At 53.2% G+C, this 19,841-nt stretch carries 16 protein-coding genes; 14 read left to right on the plus strand and 2 right to left on the minus strand.

Annotated elements, in window-relative coordinates; genetic code table 11:
* The first annotated feature begins 151 nt into the window (after positions 1-151).
* The 3 genes from ACKQAD_RS00335 to ACKQAD_RS00345 all read left to right on the plus strand — a co-directional run bounded on the left by ACKQAD_RS00335 (position 152) and on the right by ACKQAD_RS00345 (position 6,283).
* The gene (locus ACKQAD_RS00335; RefSeq protein ID WP_409158299.1) at positions 152-1,456 is read left to right on the plus strand and encodes a dicarboxylate/amino acid:cation symporter; all 1,305 of its coding nucleotides are present in this window, start codon (positions 152-154) and stop codon (positions 1,454-1,456) included.
* Between the two features lie 305 nt (positions 1,457-1,761).
* Positions 1,762-4,434 (plus strand): aconitate hydratase AcnA, encoded by a 2,673-nt coding sequence (gene acnA, locus ACKQAD_RS00340; protein WP_409158300.1) that lies wholly within the window; start codon positions 1,762-1,764, stop codon positions 4,432-4,434.
* Between the two features lie 214 nt (positions 4,435-4,648).
* Positions 4,649-6,283 (plus strand): ABC transporter substrate-binding protein, encoded by a 1,635-nt coding sequence (locus ACKQAD_RS00345; RefSeq protein ID WP_409158301.1) that lies wholly within the window; start codon positions 4,649-4,651, stop codon positions 6,281-6,283.
* A gap of 77 nt (positions 6,284-6,360) precedes the next feature.
* Here the strand turns inward: ACKQAD_RS00345 and ribA are convergent, their stop codons facing one another.
* Positions 6,361-6,948, minus strand: a complete 588-nt coding sequence (gene ribA / locus ACKQAD_RS00350; RefSeq protein ID WP_409158302.1) for a GTP cyclohydrolase II — start codon at positions 6,946-6,948, stop codon at positions 6,361-6,363.
* A gap of 271 nt (positions 6,949-7,219) precedes the next feature.
* Here ribA and pgpB point away from each other — a divergent pair, with 271 nt between their 5' ends.
* The 9 genes from pgpB to ACKQAD_RS00395 all read left to right on the plus strand — a co-directional run bounded on the left by pgpB (position 7,220) and on the right by ACKQAD_RS00395 (position 17,051).
* Positions 7,220-7,996, plus strand: a complete 777-nt coding sequence (pgpB, locus tag ACKQAD_RS00355; RefSeq protein ID WP_409158303.1) for a phosphatidylglycerophosphatase B — start codon at positions 7,220-7,222, stop codon at positions 7,994-7,996.
* Positions 7,997-8,269: 273 nt separating this feature from the next.
* Positions 8,270-9,211, plus strand: a complete 942-nt coding sequence (locus ACKQAD_RS00360) for a D-ribose ABC transporter substrate-binding protein (RefSeq protein ID WP_409158304.1) — start codon at positions 8,270-8,272, stop codon at positions 9,209-9,211.
* Positions 9,212-9,256: 45 nt separating this feature from the next.
* Complete coding sequence (locus tag ACKQAD_RS00365) at positions 9,257-9,889, plus strand: DUF2291 family protein (protein ID WP_409158305.1); 633 nt, start codon at positions 9,257-9,259, stop codon at positions 9,887-9,889.
* On the plus strand, positions 9,889-11,442 hold the full coding sequence (locus ACKQAD_RS00370; RefSeq protein WP_409158306.1) for a sugar ABC transporter ATP-binding protein: 1,554 nt from the start codon (positions 9,889-9,891) through the stop codon (positions 11,440-11,442). Before ACKQAD_RS00365 ends, ACKQAD_RS00370 begins: the two co-directional genes overlap by 1 nt.
* A gap of 1 nt (position 11,443) precedes the next feature.
* Positions 11,444-12,541, plus strand: coding sequence for an ABC transporter permease (locus tag ACKQAD_RS00375; protein ID WP_409158307.1), 1,098 nt, complete (start codon positions 11,444-11,446; stop codon positions 12,539-12,541).
* A gap of 149 nt (positions 12,542-12,690) precedes the next feature.
* Positions 12,691-13,521, plus strand: a complete 831-nt coding sequence (locus ACKQAD_RS00380) for a transketolase (RefSeq protein ID WP_409158308.1) — start codon at positions 12,691-12,693, stop codon at positions 13,519-13,521.
* The gene (locus tag ACKQAD_RS00385; protein WP_409158309.1) at positions 13,514-14,458 is read left to right on the plus strand and encodes a transketolase family protein; all 945 of its coding nucleotides are present in this window, start codon (positions 13,514-13,516) and stop codon (positions 14,456-14,458) included. Before ACKQAD_RS00380 ends, ACKQAD_RS00385 begins: the two co-directional genes overlap by 8 nt.
* Before the next feature lie 2 nt (positions 14,459-14,460).
* Positions 14,461-15,951: an FGGY-family carbohydrate kinase gene (locus ACKQAD_RS00390; protein ID WP_409158440.1), complete on the plus strand. Its 1,491-nt coding sequence runs from the start codon at positions 14,461-14,463 to the stop codon at positions 15,949-15,951.
* A 101-nt stretch (positions 15,952-16,052) separates the two neighbouring features.
* The gene (locus tag ACKQAD_RS00395; RefSeq protein WP_409158310.1) at positions 16,053-17,051 is read left to right on the plus strand and encodes a sugar phosphate isomerase/epimerase family protein; all 999 of its coding nucleotides are present in this window, start codon (positions 16,053-16,055) and stop codon (positions 17,049-17,051) included.
* A gap of 91 nt (positions 17,052-17,142) precedes the next feature.
* Here ACKQAD_RS00395 and ACKQAD_RS00400 read toward each other — a convergent pair whose 3' ends face one another.
* Entirely contained in the window at positions 17,143-18,087 is a 945-nt protein-coding gene (locus ACKQAD_RS00400) for a sugar-binding transcriptional regulator (RefSeq protein WP_409158311.1), read from the minus strand.
* A gap of 252 nt (positions 18,088-18,339) precedes the next feature.
* Between ACKQAD_RS00400 and ACKQAD_RS00405 the strand changes: the two genes are divergently transcribed.
* Positions 18,340-18,633 carry a LapA family protein gene (locus ACKQAD_RS00405; protein ID WP_409158312.1) on the plus strand — a complete coding sequence of 98 codons (294 nt, stop codon included), beginning with the start codon at positions 18,340-18,342 and terminating at the stop codon, positions 18,631-18,633.
* Between the two features lie 12 nt (positions 18,634-18,645).
* A complete protein-coding gene (gene lapB, locus ACKQAD_RS00410) occupies positions 18,646-19,815 on the plus strand; it encodes a lipopolysaccharide assembly protein LapB (RefSeq protein ID WP_409158313.1) in 1,170 nt (389 codons plus the stop codon).
* The last annotated feature ends 26 nt before the right edge of the window (positions 19,816-19,841 follow it).

Below are 19,841 nucleotides of genomic sequence, written 5' to 3' on the forward strand. Positions count from 1 at the left end.
TATTCTCGGTTAAATTTTATTCTGCATCAAGGTACAGACAATATTAAGAAAAAACGGGATGAACCGTAGGGTAATTACGATGATGCATCGAGCGGAGAGTTCTTACTAATAATGCATATTGTCTGACGCTATTCATTACCATGAGGTTACTATGAAAAAGAACAGGTTATTGTTTTTTATCGCCTTGGCTATTGTTCTCGGGATTATTGTCGGCGGAGGTTGTCATTCTGTATTAACTGATCAGCAAACCAAAGAGGTCGTCTCCTACTTTAATTTAGTGACCGATGTTTTTCTTCGTTTGATAAAAATGATTATTGCGCCATTGGTATTCGCAACATTGGTCTCTGGTCTTGCCAGTATGGGGAATTCCTCTTCCGTCGGCAGAATAGGGCTGAAGGCCATGGTGTGGTTTATTTGTTCTTCAGTGGTCTCTCTTTTTATTGGCATGTTATTGGCAAATATCTTCGAGCCAGGCGTTGGCATGAATCTCGCCATTCCGAGCACGCCAATCGCGCCAGATACTGGCGTGAACACTGGCGGGTTTACGCTGAAAAGTTTCATCGCCCATATATTTCCACGCAGCATTGTCGAAGCGATGGCGAATAATGAAATATTGCAGATTCTGGTGTTCTCCATGTTCTTTGGTTCTGCACTGGCTTTTGTGAAAGGCCAAAACAAGCATGCCGTTACCATGGAAACGATGGTTGAGGAACTGGCGAAAGTCATGTTTCGGGTGACGGACTATGTCATGCGATTAGCGCCGTTGGCGGTATTTTCCTCGCTGGCGTCGTCTATTACGACCGAAGGTCTGGGGCTTCTCTTCGACTTTGGCAAAGTCATCGGCGAATTCTACCTTGGGTTGGCGCTGCTATGGGGACTCATGTTCGGTGCTGGCGCACTGTTCCTTGGTAAGAAAGCAACCTGGGGCCTGATCAAACTGCTGCGCGAACCCAGCATGTTGGCGTTTGCTACGGCCAGTAGCGAAGCGGCTTATCCAAAAACGATGGAGGCGCTGAGTGAATTTGGCGTGCCCAAAAAAATCACCAGCTTCATACTTCCGCTGGGGTATTCCTTTAACCTGGTTGGCTCCATGATCTATCAGGCGTTTGCCATTCTGTTTATCGCGCAGGCTTACAATATTCACTTAAGTTTAACGGAGCAGACCCTGATTCTGCTGACGCTGATGATCACCAGTAAAGGGATGGCGGGTGTAGCGCGTGCCGCAGTTGTCGTAGTAGCAGCGACATTGCCGATGTTCAGCTTACCCGAGGCGGGTATTCTGCTGATTATTGGTATCGATCAGTTCCTGGATATGGGCCGTACGGCGACTAATGTGATTGGTAACGGTATGGCGACTGCGGTTGTTGCCAAGCTAGAACGAAACCATAGCCTGGAAGAGCAAGTGCAAGGGCATGCCGACGAAGACACGCCTGATATGGTCACCGGGAATGTCTAAATTCGCTTCAGATTAATACTCAGAGATAGGCGGCCTTCGGGCCGTTTTTCTCTTTTTTCTTCGCTATCCTCCGCTTACTGCCCGTACGGCTTTCTGTCCTCTTAATGTCCCTATTCTCGTTTATTTCGATCTGCTTTTTTCAATAGCTAGCGGCTATCACTGCGTTCATATCACCTTGTTGCAAAAACGTTATTTTTTGTTTGTGTTATCTTTAAATAAGACCGCAAGCTCAGGCTGGTTATTCATTGAACGCCCGATACAGAATAACGAATATACCCTAAAAGCAAGTTCATTTGGGAGGAAGCATGTCATTACACCTTCGCGATACTTGTCTGGACACACTGACGGTACAGCAGCAGATTTACCATTACTACAGCCTGTCGAAGGCGGCAAAAACGCTCGGCAGCATCGATAAATTACCGAAGTCACTCAAGGTGCTACTGGAGAATTTATTGCGCCATCAGGACGGCGACACGGTCGAGCAGGACGATCTTCAGGCGATCGTGGACTGGCTGAAAACCGGCCACGTTGACCGGGAAATTGCCTACCGTCCCGCGCGTGTATTAATGCAGGATTTTACCGGCGTGCCCGCTGTGGTCGATCTGGCGGCAATGCGGGCGGCGGTGAAGCGGTTGGGCGGCGATGTGAATAAGGTTAACCCGCTGTCGCCAGTCGATTTGGTTATTGACCACTCGGTGACGGTTGATCACTTCGGCGATCGTGAGGCGCTCAAGGATAACACACAGCTGGAAATGGCGCGTAACCGTGAACGCTATGAGTTTCTGCGCTGGGGGCAAAATGCGTTTAGCCACTTTAGCGTTGTGCCACCGGGAACCGGGATTTGCCATCAGGTGAATTTGGAGTATCTGGCCAAGGCCATCTGGTATGAAAAGCAGGGCGACAAACAGGTTGCCTATCCCGATACGCTGGTGGGAACCGATTCACACACCACGATGATTAACGGCCTGGGTGTGCTCGGCTGGGGCGTCGGCGGGATAGAAGCCGAGGCAGCGATGCTGGGGCAACCGGTCTCGATGCTGATCCCCGATGTGGTCGGCGTCAAACTCAGCGGCAAGATGCGAGAAGGGATCACGGCAACCGATCTGGTTTTGACGGTCACGCAGATGCTGCGTAAACACGGTGTGGTCGGCAAGTTTGTAGAATTTTACGGTGATGGGCTGGATTCGCTGCCGCTGGCGGATCGGGCGACCATCGCCAACATGGCGCCGGAATATGGCGCGACATGCGGTTTCTTCCCTATCGACCAGATCACGCTAGACTACATGCGCTTGACCAACCGGGCGGAAGAACAGATTGCGCTGGTGGAAGCCTACAGTAAGCAGCAGGGGCTATGGCGCAATGCCGGGGATGAACCAGTATTCACCAGCCAGCTCGCGCTGGATTTGGCGACGGTGGAAACCAGTCTGGCAGGGCCGAAACGTCCGCAGGATCGTGTACCGTTGGCTGGCGTGCCGGAGGCCTTTAACGCTAGCCGGGAACTGGATGTCAGCACGGTGAAGAATCGCTCTGATTATGAAGCATTCATGCTGGAAGGTGAAACGCACCGTTTGCATCAAGGCGCGGTCGTGATTGCCGCGATCACGTCCTGCACCAATACCTCTAACCCGAGCGTGCTGATGACGGCAGGGCTACTGGCAAAAAATGCCGTAGAGCGTGGGCTGAAAACCAAACCGTGGGTGAAAACCTCGCTGGCGCCCGGCTCACGCGTCGTAACTGATTACTATGCTAAAGCGGGATTGACGCCGTACCTTGATGAACTGGGATTTAATCTGGTCGGCTACGGGTGTACCACCTGTATCGGTAACTCCGGCCCGCTGCCGGATGCGGTCGAAGCCGCAATAAAAGCAGGCGATCTGACGGTTGGCGCGGTGTTGTCAGGCAACCGTAATTTTGAAGGCCGCATCCATCCGCTGGTGAAAACGAACTGGTTGGCATCGCCGCCGCTGGTGGTCGCGTATGCGCTGGCGGGGAATATGAACGTCGATCTGACCCAAGAACCGCTGGGGGAAGATCGTGACGGAAAAGCCGTCTACCTGAAGGACATCTGGCCGTCGACGAAAGCGGTGGCGGACGCGGTATTGAATGTTAGAGCGGGCATGTTCCACAAGCAATATGCGGCGGTGTTTGAAGGCACGCAGGAGTGGCAAGATATCGAGGTCGACAACAATCCTACCTATCAATGGCCGGAAGAATCGACCTACATTCGCCAGACGCCTTTCTTTCTGGAGATGGGGAAAGAACCTGAACCGGTTCAGGATATCCACAACGCGCGTATTCTGGCGATGCTGGGAGATTCGGTCACCACCGACCATATCTCACCAGCCGGTAATATCAAGCGTGATAGCCCAGCAGGGAAATATTTGCTGGAGCGCGGCGTCGAAACTGCGGAATTCAACTCTTACGGTTCACGCCGCGGCAACCATGAAGTGATGATGCGCGGCACGTTTGCCAATATCCGTATCCGTAATGAAATGGTGCCGGGTAAAGAGGGCGGCTATACCCGCCATATCCCGTCGCAGAATGAGATGACGATCTATGACGCTGCGATGCGCTACAAGGACGAAAATGTCCCGTTGGCGCTGTTTGCCGGGAAAGAATACGGCTCGGGCTCCAGCCGCGACTGGGCCGCGAAAGGTCCGCGTTTGCTGGGGGTTCGCGTGGTGATTGCCGAATCGTTCGAGCGTATTCACCGTTCTAACCTGATTGGGATGGGGATTCTGCCGCTGGAGTTTCCCGAAGGCGTGACGCGTAAGACGTTGAAGCTCACTGGGGACGAGCAGATTTCGATTTCGGGATTAAATCAGCTGACGCCGGGGGTGACGGTTGAGGTCAACATCACTGATGCTGACGGCAATACGCAGACGATCAAGACCCGCTGCCGCATCGACACCCGTAATGAGCTGACCTACTACCAGAATGACGGCATCCTGCACTATGTTATCCGCAATATGCTGTAATGCGACTCCGGTTCAATCCTGCCGCGCTGGTGCACTTTTTCCTCTGCACCAGCGTACGTTATCTCACATTAAAGCACTCGAATCCTCTGATGAATTGTGGTTATGTTGTAGTGACGCTAACTACGTGGGGAATAAGTAAAAACGATTGCTTAAACCTACCCTGGAACAATGTAAATACCGCTTGAAGAATGACGGGGATATAACAGGAGGTTATATGAATGAATTGATCAAAAAACGTTTCAAACACTCGTTGCTGTTTATTACGCTGTGTACGGCGGGAGCGATGACATCAGTTTTTGCGGCTCAGATTCCTGCCGGCGCGGTGCTGGCGGATAAGCAAGAGCTGGTGAGAGGTAATGGTTCAGAACCTGCCTCGCTCGATCCGCATAAGGTCGAAAGCGATGTGGAAGGCCACATTATCAATGATTTCTTCGATAATCTGGTACGTGTGGGTGATGACGGTACTATCGAGCCGCGGCTGGCGGAGCGCTGGGAGAATAAAGACAACACCGTGTGGACGTTCTACCTGCGGCCTGATGCCAAATGGTCCGATGGTTCACCGATTACCGCTGACGATGTGGTCTACAGCTGGCGACGCCTTGCCGACCCAAAAACGCTGTCGCCTTACGGCAGCTATGTCGCTAGTATGTATGTGAAGAATGCAGCGGATATTATGGTGGGCAAGAAAACGCCAGATTCCTTGGGTATCAAGGCGCTGGATAGTCATACCGTTGAAGTGACACTGGAACATCCGCTATCCTATTTCCTGGAAATGTCGGCTTACCATGTACTGGTGCCATTACCGAAAGCGGTGATTGAAAAGCATCCGGAAAACTGGACGCAGGTCGGCAATTTTGTCAGCAGTGGTCCCTACACGCTGAGCGAGTGGGTCGTTAACGAACGTATCGTCGGTAAGCGCAATAGCCAGTATTGGGATAACGCGCATACCGTGATTAACAAAGTGACGTACTTGCCGATCAGTTCGCAGGCGGCGGAGCTAAACCGCTACAAATCCGGTGAGATTGACATTACGGGACTTTTATCACCGATTCAGTTTGCATCATTGAAAAAAGAATACCCGCAGGAAGTGAAGGTGGCGCCGCAGATTGGTACCTACTTCTATCGCTTCAATACGAAAAATGCACCTTTTGACGATCCCCGTGTCCGTCGCGCTCTGGATCTCAGCTTAGACAAAGATATCATCGCAGATAATGTGTTGGGGATGGGACAGACGCCGGCTTACAGTGTGATTCCTAAAAACATCGGTGGCTTCCAGCGTAAGGATCCTGAATGGGCAAGTTGGACGCAGCAACAACGCAACGAGGAAGCGAAAAAACTGTTGAAAGAGGCCGGATTTGATGAAAAACATCCGCTGAAATTCAACCTGCTATACAACACCTCGGAATCGCATTTACGTGTGGCGATCGCTGCGAGTTCAATGTGGAAGAAGAATCTTGGCTCAGAAGTGACGCTGCAAAACCAGGAATGGAAAACCATGCTCGATACCGTACGTACGGGGAATTTTGAAGTGGTCAGACAATCCTGGACGGGGGATTACAATGAAGCCAGTACGTTCCTGAATACGTTGGAAACTAATGACAGCAACAATAACGGTAAATTCAGTAATACGGAATATGATGCGTTGTTGAAAAAAGCGCTGACGGTCAAGGATAAGCAGGATAAAGAGGCTATTTATCAACAGGCTTCGGATATTTTAGATAAAAATATTCCATTATTGCCTATCTATTATTACGTCCAGCCTCAGATGGTTAAAACATACATTGGTGGTTTTTCGCCGAATGTGCGCGGCGATTATTACACGCAAGATATGTACATCCTCAAGCACTAATCTAAATACAACAGCCGGTAAAAAACCGGCTGTTGTCATTGACAGAAACGATTCTGATGCGAGACGGGACCGCTATTTTACTCCAGCATGTGTCCCATTTTGGCAGCCTTGGTTGCCAGATAGTTTTCATTCTTCGGGTTGCGCCCGACGATTAATGGCACACGCTCGACGATATTGATGCCCGCTTCGTTGAGTATTTTCACTTTCTGCGGATTATTGGTCAGCAGGCGAACCTCATCAACACCCAGCAGTTTGAACATATCAGCGCACAGCGTGAAATCGCGCTCATCGGCGGCGAACCCAAGCTGATGATTCGCTTCCACCGTGTCGGCTCCCAGATCCTGCAATGCATAGGCGCGGATTTTATTGAGCAGTCCAATATTACGGCCTTCTTGGCGGTGGTATAACAGCACGCCGCGACCTTCTTCGGCGATGTGACCCAGTGCAGCCTCAAGCTGGAAACCACAGTCACAGCGCAGGCTGAATAACGCATCCCCTGTCAAACATTCGGAATGCACGCGGGCAAGTACGGGAACTGAACCAGAAATATCACCATAAACCAGAGCGAGGTGATCGTGACCCGTGGCGATCTCTTCGAAACCCACCATCAGAAAATCGCCCCACGGGGTGGGTAACTTGGCTTCCGCCACCCGTTTTAGCTGCATACTCTTCTCCAAAAACTGTATCTAAAAAGCGGTATCCCAAAAATGTGCTGAGGCGAATCCTACTGCGACCTACCGCGCTTGACCAGCAAAAAAGCCTGTCTAAGAACGTCACAAAAATTGAAGTAGAACATGAGCAGACTGCCATCGGGTTTCAGAGTCGTTGACAGAACTGAGCGCTATTTTACGCCATACTGACAGTTTGTGTCGGATTTTCTGATAGAATTATTAAGGTTTTGTTGCAAAGTATCATACTGAATTATGGGAAGAAATTATGTACGAAATTGCCAAACGAACCACCATTGGTGCCACGCTATTATTGATTATGCCAATGATTATCTGGATGAGCGGTTGGCAGTGGCAGCCGGAGTATGGCGGTCTCTGGTTACGCGTACTGTTCTGGATTACAGAAACGGTGACATCGCCGTGGGGGATTTTGACCAGCATCGTGCTAAGCATCTGGTTTCTCTGGTGCTTGCGTTTTCGTCTGAAGCCTGCGCTCGGCCTGTTGGTCATCATGGTGATTACGGTGCTGATTGGTCAGGGCATCAAGTCGGTGATTAAAGAGTGGGTGCAGGAATCTCGGCCTTATGTCGTCTGGCTGGAGAAAAATCATCAGGTGGACGACAGTTATTTCTATTCGCTGCCGCGTAAAGAACGTTCTGAACTGGTGAAAACACAGTTAGAGGATCAAGCGCAGATTCCACAGTGGTTGCGTAGCCACTGGCAGTTTGAAACCGGCTTTGCATTCCCGTCCGGGCACACCATGTTTGCTGCGACCTGGGCGCTGCTGGGCGTCGGTCTGCTGTGGGCGCGTCGGCATTATAAAACCGTGGTGATCCTGATGCTGTGGGCCATTGGTGTTATGGGTAGCCGTCTGGTACTTGGCATGCACTGGCCGCAGGATTTAGTGGTGGCGACGCTAATTAGCTGGCTGCTGGTCGTGGTTGCCAGTTGGCTGGCACAGCGCTGGTGTGGTCCGCTATCCCTCCAGTATGCAGAGGTGAAAGAACAGACGGAGGAGGATGCCGCCAAAAATAAGCACTCGTAGCCCTTGAGTTGTCGTTCCTGTTGCCAGTCGTCCGTAAATAATCCCCATGTAGTGCGTATCCTGCGGATGGCCTCGGTCATTCGCCTTTTTTCTCCCTCCGTTTCTGTTTTTTTCTTTCCGATTTCCACCGCCATCGTCTCGCGCAAAATATAAACAATTTGTGAGCTGCTTCGCTATTCCAGTTTTTGCTGTTGGACAATTTTTCGGTTGGTTGTAAAACTTCAATTGAATGTTAATTCAATATTGAATATATATTCAAAAAGGAGAATAACAATGAAACCTTACCGTCTGAAATCCTCCCTGCTGGCCATCATGTTTTCCTTTTCTGTTGGTGCGTTCGCCGCAGATAACGGGTTGATCGCCATTATTACCCCTTCACACGACAACCCGTTCTTTAAAGCTGAAGCCGAAGGTGCCAGAACTCAAGCTATCGAATTGGGGTACACCACGCTGGTGGCGTCACATGACGATGACGTCAGTAAGCAAAATCAGCTGATTGAAACCGCTATTGCCCGCAAGGCAAAGGCCATCATTCTGGATAATGCCGGAGCTGATGCCACCATTGGCCCGTTGAAGAAAGCGAAAGCCGCCGGTATTCCCGCTTTCCTGATCGATCGTGAAATCAATGAAACTGGCGTGGCTGTGGCGCAGATTGTTTCCAATAACTATCAGGGCGCGCAGCTCGGTGCGGAGAAATTCGTCGAGCTGATGGGGCAGAAAGGCAAGTACGTCGAGCTGATTGGCCGCGAATCAGACACCAATGCGCACGTCCGTTCGCAGGGTTACCATGATGTGATCGATCAATATAGCGATATGAAGCGAGTTGCCAGACAAACCGCGAACTGGAGCCAGACGGAAGCCTTTACGCGCATGGAAGCCATCTTGCAGGCAAACCCGGATATTACCGGTGTGATTTCCGGCAACGACACGATGGCGTTGGGGGCAGAAGCGGCGCTGAAAGCCGCGGGGCGTCACGACGTGATTGTGGTGGGCTTTGACGGCAGCGACTATGTGCGCGATTCCATCATCAATAAAGGCAATATCAAGGCTACGGTACTGCAACCCGGCTGGCAGCAGGCGCAGATGGCGGTCAAACAGGCGGATTACTACCTGAAGAACGGCAAGGCGCAGCATGACGAGAAACAGCTGATGGACTGCATTCTGATCGATGAATCGAACGCGACCAAACTCAACACCTTTGCGTTGAAACCGTAACTAAGGCCACAGGAGCGTCAGCTCCTGCTGATGAAAGGAGTCGTTATGCTGTTCGATGAACGATACCGTGCCAGCTGGGTTGGGATCTGTGCCTTGCTGCTGTCGGCCTGTACGGTGGTCGATCTGGATGAAAACGGTAAACCGATCATTCCGGTCGACCCCGCTTCCACGCCGGGCTATAGCACCATGACGCCAGAGAGTATCGCGACGGCGCTGTGGCAGCCAACGCTGCTTCCAACTGCGCAGCAGCAGGCATTGTCCTGGGATGAGGTGAAGCAAACGCAGGCGGCATTGGAGGATTCAGCGCGTAAAGCCGTCTACGCACGGCTTCAGGGCACGGTCAGTGGGATTGACCGGGAAAGTCGTGAAGGGAAATTGATGATGGATGTGCAAGGTGACGCTGTCACGCTTCAACTCGGGCCGATCGTCAAAGGCAATGCCATCCGCGATGCGGCTGGGTTTATCCGCTTTGAGGATTTCAAAAATCAGGTGCAGTTTGCCCAACTGGCGCGTGCGCTGAATAACAAAGCCCTTACATCGTTGCCAACGCTGGAGGCCGGTGTACAGGGTAAACCTGTCAATGTCTTGGCGGCACTGGTGATAACGAAACAGGGCGTCAGTGATGCGGTGCCGATGACGTTAAACCTGACCGGAATGAGCGGCGGAGGAGCACAATAATGGAAAAACCAGACGCCTCTCTGCAATCAAACATGGTGAACCGACCCGATATCGTCATGGCGACCCGCGGCATCACTATGCTGTTTCCCGGCACCAAAGCGTTGGATAACGTCGATTACAACGTGTATCGCGGCAAGGTCAACGTGATTATCGGTGAGAACGGGGCGGGTAAATCGACGCTGATGAAAATTCTGGCTGGCGTGCAGCAGCCGACATCCGGGCAGATTTTGCTGAATGGTGAAGCAGTACGCATTGCCGATACGCGCGATGCGGCGGCAAAAGGTATCGGCATGGTGCATCAGGAACTTAACCTGTCTGAGAACCTGAGTGTGGCGGAGAACATCTTTCTGGGGCGAGAGCTGCAAAAGGGTGTGGCACCTATTGATCATCTGGAGCAGGAACGGATTTCGGCGGAATTGATGGCGCGTCTCGATCAGGACATTTCACCGCGTACCGACGTCGCCAGCCTGAAAGTCGGGCAACAGCAACTGGTGGAAATTGCCAAAGCGCTGGCAGATCGCGCAGACATTCTGATTCTGGATGAACCCACCTCTGCGCTGAGCAAAACCGAGGTAGACATTCTGTTTCGCGTGATCCGCGAACTGACCCGCCAGAATGTTTCCATTATCTACATTTCACACCGACTGGAAGAGCTGATGGCAATTGGTGACTACATCACCATCCTGCGCGACGGACGTTTTCAAGCGGAAGCCGCTGTCGGCGATATCGATGTGCCGTGGATCGTGCGGGAAATGCTCGGCGGTGACCCTGTCACTAATTTTCTTCAACCTGGCAGAACGTTTGGTGCGCCCGTGTTGGAAGTGGAGCACCTTACCTGCCTCAATGATGCTGGCCATCAGGTGGTGAATGATGTGTCGATGATGGTGCGTGAAGGGGAAATTGTCGGCATTTACGGCCTGATGGGCGCGGGACGCACCGAACTCTTCGAGTGCCTGCTGGGGATTCAGAATGATTATCTGGGCAAGATTTATCTCGACAGCAAACCGGTTAATCCGCGGCTTTCTACCGCACAACGCATTCGTATGGGCATGAGTCTGGTGCCGGAAGATCGCAAAAAAACCGGCATTTTTCCGCTCTCCTCGGTGGCTTCCAATCTCACCATCGCCAGCCTGTGGCGGCGGCTGAAATACGGCATGGCGATCTTCCAGCGGCAGGAGTCGGAGGTGGTTGCCAGCACCATTGGGCAGTTGGCGATCAAAGTTTCTTCGCCCGAGGTGGAAATTCAGGCGCTCAGCGGCGGTAACCAGCAAAAAGTGGTGATTGGCCGTTCGTTGCTGACCAGCCCCAAGGTTTTGCTGCTGGACGAGCCGACACGGGGTATCGATGTGGGTGCCAAAGCCGACGTATTTGAAATGATGGTCGGGCTGTCTGAACAGGGCATCGGCGTGCTGTTTTCCACCTCGGATCTGAAAGAGATTATGGCGGTATCGGACCGTATTTTGGTGATGTCGAATGGCAAGCTGACGGCGAATATCGTGCGTCAGTCGGCCAGCGAGTCGGCATTGGTTTCGGCAAGTGCACAAGGGTTCTGATATGAAAACGACTCACCTTCCGGCGGCGTCAGGCGCGCTCTCACCGGGTAAGTTTGTACGCTCACGAGATAGCATCCTGTTGTTGATTCTCAAGCTGCGCACGTTTATCGCGCTGTTCCTGATTCTCGGGTTCTTTGCCTTCACGGTACCCGGATTTTTGGCCACGGGCAGCCTGATCATTATGGTGAAGCACATTGCCATCAATGCGTTTCTGGCGTTGGGGATCACGTTTGTCATCATTACCGCCGGGATTGATCTGTCAATCGGCGCCACGCTGGGGCTGTGCGGCATGGTGGCGGGTTACATGATTACTCAGGGCATTGTGCTGCCGATGTTCGGTGTCGCGATTTTCCCCAGTGTGTGGGTCATCGTACCCGTTGTGCTGCTGATAGGCGCGCTCATCGGTGCCATCAACGGCTGGATCATCACGCGGTACAACGTTGCGCCCTTTATCTGCACGCTGGGCACCATGTACATCGTGCGCGGGGCATCCATGCTGATTTCCGGTGGGGAGACATTCCCCGGATTAGACGGTAACCCGCAGTTGGGCAATACCGGCTTTGAGCTGATTGGTTCCGGCACGCTCCTGGGGTTACCGCTGGCGATCTGGATGATGTTGCTGCTGGCTGTGGTGATTGCCTACGTGGCGCGTCGCCTGCCGTTCGGCCGTCATGTCTATGCGATTGGCGACAACGAACGTGCCGCTGAACTTTCTGGCGTCAAAGTGCGTCAGGTCAAAGTCTGGGTTTACACCATTTCCGGTTTCTGTGCGGCTATCGCAGGTATCGTGGTGTCCTCTCAATTAGTTGCCAGCCATCCGGCAACGGGTACCGCCTTTGAAATGAATGCGATCGCAGCTGTCGTGCTCGGCGGAACGTCGCTGGCAGGCGGACGCGGCACAATTCTGGGCACGCTAATTGGCGCGTTTGTCATCGGGATTCTAGCCGATGGGCTGGTGATGATGGGGGTGAGTGAATTCTGGCAGATGGTGATTAAAGGTATCGTCATCATTGTGGCGGTGATTATCGATCAGATGCAGAACCGTATGCAGCACAAGGCCGCAATAGTGTCACAGAAGGCCGCAGCGGAAGGGACTTAAGTTAAGGTAAATAGCCAAACAGCAAGGGGCGTTGAGTCGCGGCGGGAATGATATCGGTAGGCATACCGAGGTCCGATTTGAGCGCATTTTTTTTTGATTCGATATGAATAAATATTCGTTTTTGAGTAAAAATTCAAATGAGGTGAGATATGAATCCGTACTCCTTGTCGGTGGAGGCACTGACACAAAAAGCCCGCGCCATTCGTCGCCGCATTATTCATCTGAATGCCAATAGCCCGGCTGGCGGGCATACGGGTGCAGACCTGTCTCAGGTTGAGATTCTGACAGCGCTGTATTTTCGCATTTTGAACTGTGCGCCGGATCGGCTCCAGGATCCGCAGCGGGATATTTACATTCAGTCAAAAGGTCATGCGGTTGGCGGCTATTACTGCTGTCTGGCGGAAGCGGGCTATTTCCCTGAATCGTGGCTGGCGACTTATCAGCACGCTGATTCACATTTGCCGGGGCATCCGGTCAAGCACAAAACGCCTGGGATTGAACTGAACACTGGCGCGCTGGGTCATGGATTGCCGGTTGCCGTTGGTATTGCACTGGCGGCAAAGCGCGATAACAGCCCGCGTCGGGTGTTTGTCCTGACGGGAGATGGCGAGCTGGCGGAAGGCAGCAACTGGGAAGCTGCGCTGGCGGCGGCGCATTATCAACTGGATAACCTGATCATCATCAACGACAAGAACAAGCTACAACTGGCGGGGCCGACGCGCTCCATCATGAACACCGACCCGTTGGCGGAGAAGTGGCAGGCCTTTGGCTTACAGGTCACGGAGTGTGCGGGGAATGACATGCGCTCGGTGGTGGACACGCTGGAGAATCTGCCACGCAACGGCATGCCGAACGTAGTGATTGCGAATACGGAAAAAGGCGCAGGCGTGTCGTTTATTCAGGGGAGGGCTGAGTGGCACCACCGCGTGCCGAAAGGCGAGGAAATTGCACTGGCGCTGGAGGAATTAAAAGATGAGTAATGCAGAGCATCTGGCAACCGTCATGGTCGAGCAGTTCATCAAGGCCGTCGAACAGGGGATTGATGTCGTCCCGGTGTTGGCGGATTCAAGCTCAACGGCGAAGATTTCGCCTTTCATTCAGCGTTTCCCTGACCGCATTGTCAACGTGGGGATTGCAGAGCAAAGCATGGTGGGGACGGCAGTAGGGTTGTCCATCGGCGGCAAGATTGCGGTGACCTGTAATGCGGCGCCGTTCTTGATCTCCCGTGCGAATGAGCAGCTCAAAGTCGATGTCTGCTACAACAACAGCAACGTTAAGCTGTTTGGACTCAATGCCGGCTGTAGCTATGGCCCGCTCGCCAGCACGCACCACAGTATTGACGACATCGCGGTGCTGAGAGGGTTTGGCAATATTGAGATCTACGCGCCGTCCAGCCCGGAAGAGTGCCGCCAGATTATCGATTATGCGTTTGAACATCAGGGGCCAGTCTATATCCGCCTTGATGGTAAACCGCTGCCTGCCTTGCATGATGAGCAGTATCGTTTTTTGCCGGGGCAAATCGATGTGCTGCGTAAAGGCCGTGATATTGCGCTGGTCGGGCTGGGGTCGACCGTACATGAAATTGTGACGGCGGCTGAATTATTAGCAGAAAAAGGGCTTTCCGCTACGGTGGTTAATCTTTCCTCTATCCGCCCATGCAATACTCAGCAATTGCTTGAAATTCTAAGTGAAACACCCCGAGTCATCACAGTAGAAGAACATAACGTCAACGGTGGTGCAGGCAGTCTGGTAGCGGAAGTTCTGGCGGAAGCGGGCAGCAGTATTCCTCTTGTACGGTTAGGAATTCCCGATGGTCAATACGCGATTGCCGCCGATCGTGGTGCGATGCGTGCGCATCACGGGCTGGACGCGGCGGGCATTGTCAACGCAGCACTGCGTCTTTGCCCGGGAGGCTGATGATGTTTACGCCGGTTATTTTGGCAATCGATGAAGGGACGACCAACGCCAAGGCGATTGCTGTCGATGAGCGGGGGCGCATTCTGGCTAAAGCGGCTGTCGCTTTGCAGGTGCTGCACCCGCAGCCGGGCAGAGCCGAGCAGGACGCGATGGCGATTTGGCGTGCGGTTTGTCAGGCGGCAGAAGCCTGTCTGTCGTCAGTACACCGGGCTCAGGTCGTGGGGGTGGCGATCAGTAACCAGCGCGAGTCGGTGCTGATTTGGGACAGGCGAACGGGAAGGCCGATGACACCATTGGTCAGTTGGCAGGATCGTCGTGCCGAGACGTTGTGCCAGGCATTGCAGGGCAGTGCGGAAGCGCGTCTGATCGAATCCCGTACCGGGCTACAGGTCGATCCGCTTTTTCCCGCCGCCAAGCTTCATGCCATGCTGGCGGAATTGCCGGATGGTGCCGCCCGTGCAATGCAGGGGGAACTGTGCATCGGAACGGTGGATTGCTGGCTTAACTGGCAGTTCAGCGGCGGACGGGCGTATTCCACTGATTATTCCAATGCGGCAAGAACCCAACTGTTTAATATCCACCGCGGCTGCTGGGATGAGGATCTGCTGGCGCTGTTCGGCATTCCCAGCGTGTGCCTGCCAGCCGTCACGCCATCCTCGGCGCTACATGGTCACACGGGGGGAACGGGAATCAGCGGGCTTGCTGCTGGCGTACCGATTGTGGCGCTGATTGGCGATTCTCATGCCGCGCTGTATGGGCAGGGCATCACCCAAAGCGGTGAAATCAAAGCGACATACGGCACAGGGTCGTCGCTGATGACCACCATCAACACGCCGCATCAGCATGCCGCGGGGCTTAGTACCACGATCGCCTGGCACGATGGCGAACTACGCTACGCGCTGGAAGGCAACATTACTCACACCGGTTCGGGATTTGCCTGGGTTGGTCAGATGCTGGGCGTTCCTTCTGTTACGCAACTTACCGAACTGGCGCTCAGCGCCGAGTCTAATCAGGGCGTCTTTTTTGTTCCGGCCTTATCCGGGCTGGGCGCGCCTTATTGGGATGTGCAAGCGCGTGGCCTGCTGTGCGGTTTATGCGATGCCACCACGCCCGCCATCATCGCCCGTGCGGGGCTGGAAGCCATTGCGTATCAGATTGCCGATGTCTTTTTTGCGATGGAACAGGCGTCGCAAGCCGCATTACCCGCGCTGCGTGTGGACGGCGGCGCGACGCAAAACCGCTGGCTGATGCAGTTTCAGGCTGACCTCTTGCAGCGCCCATTGATTCGCAACCATAACGCAGAAGTGTCGGCACTGGGAGCGGCCTATCTGGGCGGTAAGATGCTGGGATGGTGGGAGCACAACGAACAGATCGCCGCGTTGCCCAGAGAAGTGGAGGTCATCGAGCCCTTGGCGGCAAATCACGCCGTTCTGGAGGGATATCAGCAGTGGCGCACGGCGGTGGCGCGTGCACGTTTACGCGCAGAACCGTAACGTTTTTCGACAGTAAGACATGTTTAGCAGCAAGAACCTATCCGATACGTAAGAAAGATAAGCAGCTCAATACCATCACAAATCAATGAGGTGACTTTATTATGGCAACGTATACCTACCCTGAATTTGGTGCCGGTTTGTGGCATTTTGCGAACTATATTGACCGTTACGCGGTGGACGGCTACGGTCCGGCATTGAGTACCCTCGATCAGATCAAAGCGGCGAAAGCGGTCGGCGAGCTTTCCTATGTCGATTTGCCTTATCCCTTCACGCCGGGTGTGACGCTCAGCGATGTGAAGGAGGCGTTGAAGGATGCCGGGCTGAAGGCGATTGGCATCACGCCGGAAATTTACCTGCAAAAGTGGTCGCGCGGTGCGTTTACCAACCCCGATCCGGCGGCCAGAGCCGCAGCATTTGAACTCATGCACGAATCTGCTGGCATTGTGCGTGAACTCGGCGCTAATTACGTTAAAGTCTGGCCGGGGCAGGATGGCTGGGATTATCCGTTCCAGGTCAGTCATAAAAATCTGTGGAAGCTGGCGGTTGACGGCATGCGCGATCTGGCGGGGGCTAACCCCGATGTGAAATTCGCTATTGAGTACAAGCCGCGTGAGCCGCGCGTGAAAATGACCTGGGATTCTGCCGCGCGAACGTTGCTGGGGATTGAAGATATCGGGCTGGATAACGTCGGCGTGCTGCTGGACTTCGGGCATGCGCTGTATGGCGGTGAATCCCCGGCCGATTCTGCTCAGTTGATTATCGATCGCGGTCGGCTGTTCGGCATGGATGTGAATGACAATTTGCGCGGTTGGGATGACGATCTGGTGGTCGGCACCGTGCATATGACCGAGATATTCGAATTCTTCTACGTGCTGAAAATCAATAATTGGCAGGGCGTCTGGCAGCTCGATCAGTTCCCGTTCCGCGAGAACCACGTTGAAGCAGCGAAGCTGTCCATTCGTTTCCTGAAGCACATCTATCGAGCGCTGGACAAGCTGGATATCCTGGCGCTTCAGGCGGCGCAGGAAGCGCAAAATCCGTTACAGGCGCAGCGGATTGTGCAGGATGCGCTGCTGTCATCCATTAACGTAAACGAATAATCTCACGGTGGTGCGTCAGACGCGGGGGGAGGGGAATCATCCTGCGCCTGACGCTATCGTTCTTGCTTGCTCATCACGCATGATGAGTACGTTAGATCAGTGTTTCGGCGGTTAATCGATCGGTAATCAACACATCAACGTAATGGCCGGTCAACGCGCCGCGAATCGCTGCACTTTTCTCGACACCACCCGCCAACGCCACCACGCGTGGACATTGACGCAACTGTGGCAGCGCCATACCAATCACCGGGTCCTCATTGTCCTGCAACACCGGTTCGCCGTCCGCATTGTAGTAATGTAGGCACAAATCCCCCACGGCGCCGCGTTCGGCCAACTGTTGCAGCATCGCTTCATGATAGTAGTTACCGGAATTTTTCAGCAACTGCGACGGTTCCAGTACGCCAATCCCCACAAGCGCCAGACTCACCTCGCTGAATTTATCGACCACGCTGGAAACCTCATCGCTGGTCACCAGTCGTGCGCGATCTTCCACCGACCGTTCAATACTCTGTGCAGGCAAGAGATAAGCGGGGCAACTGAGCTGATTGGCTAAGGTTTGCGTCAGGATCGTCGCCTGCACGTTGCCGTTCGGCCCTACTCCCCCTAACAATTGGATGACGCCCCGGGCTTTGACACTTTGTGGATGCAGACTGTCCACCATCGCCCGCAGCGTGCTGCTCCAGGATGAAATACCCACCAGATCGTCAGGACGGATACTGGTTTGGACATAGTGTGCAGCCGCAGAACCAATCGCCTGCTTGATTTGCGTCAGCGTGGCATTATCGGCAATATCCACCACGATAGCCTGGTCGATGCCGTAGCGCTTCTGAATTGCCGCTTCCAGTCCCATGAACATGTTCGGGGGTTGAATTACGCTGATTTTGACCACACCTTCTTTAACACAGCGCGTGATGGCGCGGGACACAAAAGACTGTGACAAATGGAGTGAGGCAGCAATTTCTGCTTGTTTCATCCCTTCGCTATAATAGAGCGTAGCGATCTTGACCAATAATCGCTGTTCGTCCTGCTTTGACATGACTTTTCCCCTTACTGGCATGCTACTGTCATTTTTATTCAGTACAGAATAAATAACAAGCGCAGACGGACGTGGAGCGTGGTTCTTGTTTTTGGCTTTAGTACAGAGAGAAGTGTGGTGACAAGTGCGGCGGCAAAAAATCGGGCTGATTCCATGATTTCCCTGTCCGCGCCGGACATGGTAATTTAATGGGGTTTGTCGCCAAAATCTGGCATAATTCATCCGGTTAATGGATATCACAGGAAGGACAATGTGAAATATTTGCTGATTTTTTTACTCGTGCTGGCGATATTCATCATTTCTGTCACACTGGGTGCGCACAACGATCAGGTTGTGACATTTAACTACCTACTGGCACAGGGGGATTACCGAATCTCCACGCTGCTTGCCTTGGGCTTTGTCCTTGGTTGGGTTATCTGTGGTTTGTTTTATCTGCGTCAGCGCATTGCGCTTGGCCGTGCACAACGTAAAATCAAGCGTCTGGAACAACAGCTTTCTACCTCCACTGAGGAGAACGTGGCGCCAGTGCAGACGGTCACCCACTAAGGAATTCTCTCTATGTTAGAACTGCTGTTTCTGTTGCTGCCCGTGGCCGCCGCGTATGGTTGGTACATGGGTCGCAGAAGTGCGCAGCAGGACAAAGAGCAGGAATCCAACCGCCTGTCTCGTGAGTATGTCACCGGGGTTAATTTCCTGTTGTCCAATCAGCAGGATAAGGCGGTGGAGCTGTTCCTCGACATGCTCAAAGATGACAGCAATACCTTTGAAGCTCACCTCACGCTCGGTAACCTGTTTCGCTCGCGCGGTGAAGTTGACCGTGCGATTCGTATTCACCAGGCACTGACCGAAAGCGCATCGCTAACCTTTGAACAACGTCTGCTGGCGGTGCAACAACTGGGTCGTGATTACATGGCGGCCGGGTTGTACGACCGTGCTGAAGAAAGTTTCAACCAACTCGTGGATGAAGAAGATTTTCGGCGTAGCGCCTTGCAGCAGCTATTACAGATCTATCAGGCGACCAGCGACTGGCAGACGGCGATTGAGATTGCCGAAAAGTTGGTCAAGATGGGAAAAGATCAGCTCCGTGTTGATATCGCCCATTTTTACTGTGAGCTATCGCTGCTGGCGATGGGCAACGATGATCTGGATAAAGCGTTAACGCTCCTTAAAAAAGGCGCCGCAGCAGACAACCAGTGCGCCCGCGCGTCTATCATGATGGGGCGCATTTACATAGCACAGCAGGATTATTCGCGTGCTGCAGAATCGCTGCGACAGGTTCTCGATCAGGATAAAGATCTCGTCAGTGAAACGCTGCCGATGTTACAGGAATGCTATCAGCATTTAGATAAGCCTCTGGACTGGTCTACTTTCCTCCGACGCTGCGTGGAGGAAAATACGGGCGCGACGGCGGAATTGATGCTGGCCGACATCCTTGAAAGAGAAGAGGGGGCGGAGGTTGCACAGGCGTATATCAACCGCCAACTGCAACGCCACCCCACGATGCGCGTGTTCCACCGCTTGATGGATTTTCACCTGCATGAAGCGGAAGACGGACGGACAAAAGAAAATCTTCAGGGATTGCGTGACATGGTGGGCGAACAGATTCGCACCAAACCCCGCTACAGCTGTCGCAAATGTGGCTTCACGTCACAATCGCTCTATTGGCAATGCCCTTCCTGCCGTACCTGGGCTAGCGTGAAACCGATCCGCGGTCTCGACGGGCAATAGCAGCCTGCCATATCTGGTGGATATGA

Source organism: Pectobacterium artocarpous, assembly GCF_046159765.1.
Classification (GTDB): Bacteria; Pseudomonadota; Gammaproteobacteria; order Enterobacterales; family Enterobacteriaceae; genus Pectobacterium.

Bases quoted from the DNA above. Each gene is read 5' to 3' on its own strand.
- ACKQAD_RS00335 (WP_409158299.1), top strand. From the start codon at position 152: ATGAAAAAGAACAGGTTATTGTTTTTTATCGCCTTGGCTATTGTTCTC.
- acnA (WP_409158300.1), top strand. From the start codon at position 1,762: ATGTCATTACACCTTCGCGATACTTGTCTGGACACACTGACGGTACAG.
- ACKQAD_RS00345 (WP_409158301.1), top strand. From the start codon at position 4,649: ATGAATGAATTGATCAAAAAACGTTTCAAACACTCGTTGCTGTTTATT.
- ribA (WP_409158302.1), bottom strand. From the start codon at position 6,948: ATGCAGCTAAAACGGGTGGCGGAAGCCAAGTTACCCACCCCGTGGGGC.
- pgpB (WP_409158303.1), top strand. From the start codon at position 7,220: ATGTACGAAATTGCCAAACGAACCACCATTGGTGCCACGCTATTATTG.
- ACKQAD_RS00360 (WP_409158304.1), top strand. From the start codon at position 8,270: ATGAAACCTTACCGTCTGAAATCCTCCCTGCTGGCCATCATGTTTTCC.
- ACKQAD_RS00365 (WP_409158305.1), top strand. From the start codon at position 9,257: ATGCTGTTCGATGAACGATACCGTGCCAGCTGGGTTGGGATCTGTGCC.
- ACKQAD_RS00370 (WP_409158306.1), top strand. From the start codon at position 9,889: ATGGAAAAACCAGACGCCTCTCTGCAATCAAACATGGTGAACCGACCC.
- ACKQAD_RS00375 (WP_409158307.1), top strand. From the start codon at position 11,444: ATGAAAACGACTCACCTTCCGGCGGCGTCAGGCGCGCTCTCACCGGGT.
- ACKQAD_RS00380 (WP_409158308.1), top strand. From the start codon at position 12,691: ATGAATCCGTACTCCTTGTCGGTGGAGGCACTGACACAAAAAGCCCGC.
- ACKQAD_RS00385 (WP_409158309.1), top strand. From the start codon at position 13,514: ATGAGTAATGCAGAGCATCTGGCAACCGTCATGGTCGAGCAGTTCATC.
- ACKQAD_RS00390 (WP_409158440.1), top strand. From the start codon at position 14,461: ATGTTTACGCCGGTTATTTTGGCAATCGATGAAGGGACGACCAACGCC.
- ACKQAD_RS00395 (WP_409158310.1), top strand. From the start codon at position 16,053: ATGGCAACGTATACCTACCCTGAATTTGGTGCCGGTTTGTGGCATTTT.
- ACKQAD_RS00400 (WP_409158311.1), bottom strand. From the start codon at position 18,087: ATGTCAAAGCAGGACGAACAGCGATTATTGGTCAAGATCGCTACGCTC.
- lapB (WP_409158313.1), top strand. From the start codon at position 18,646: ATGTTAGAACTGCTGTTTCTGTTGCTGCCCGTGGCCGCCGCGTATGGT.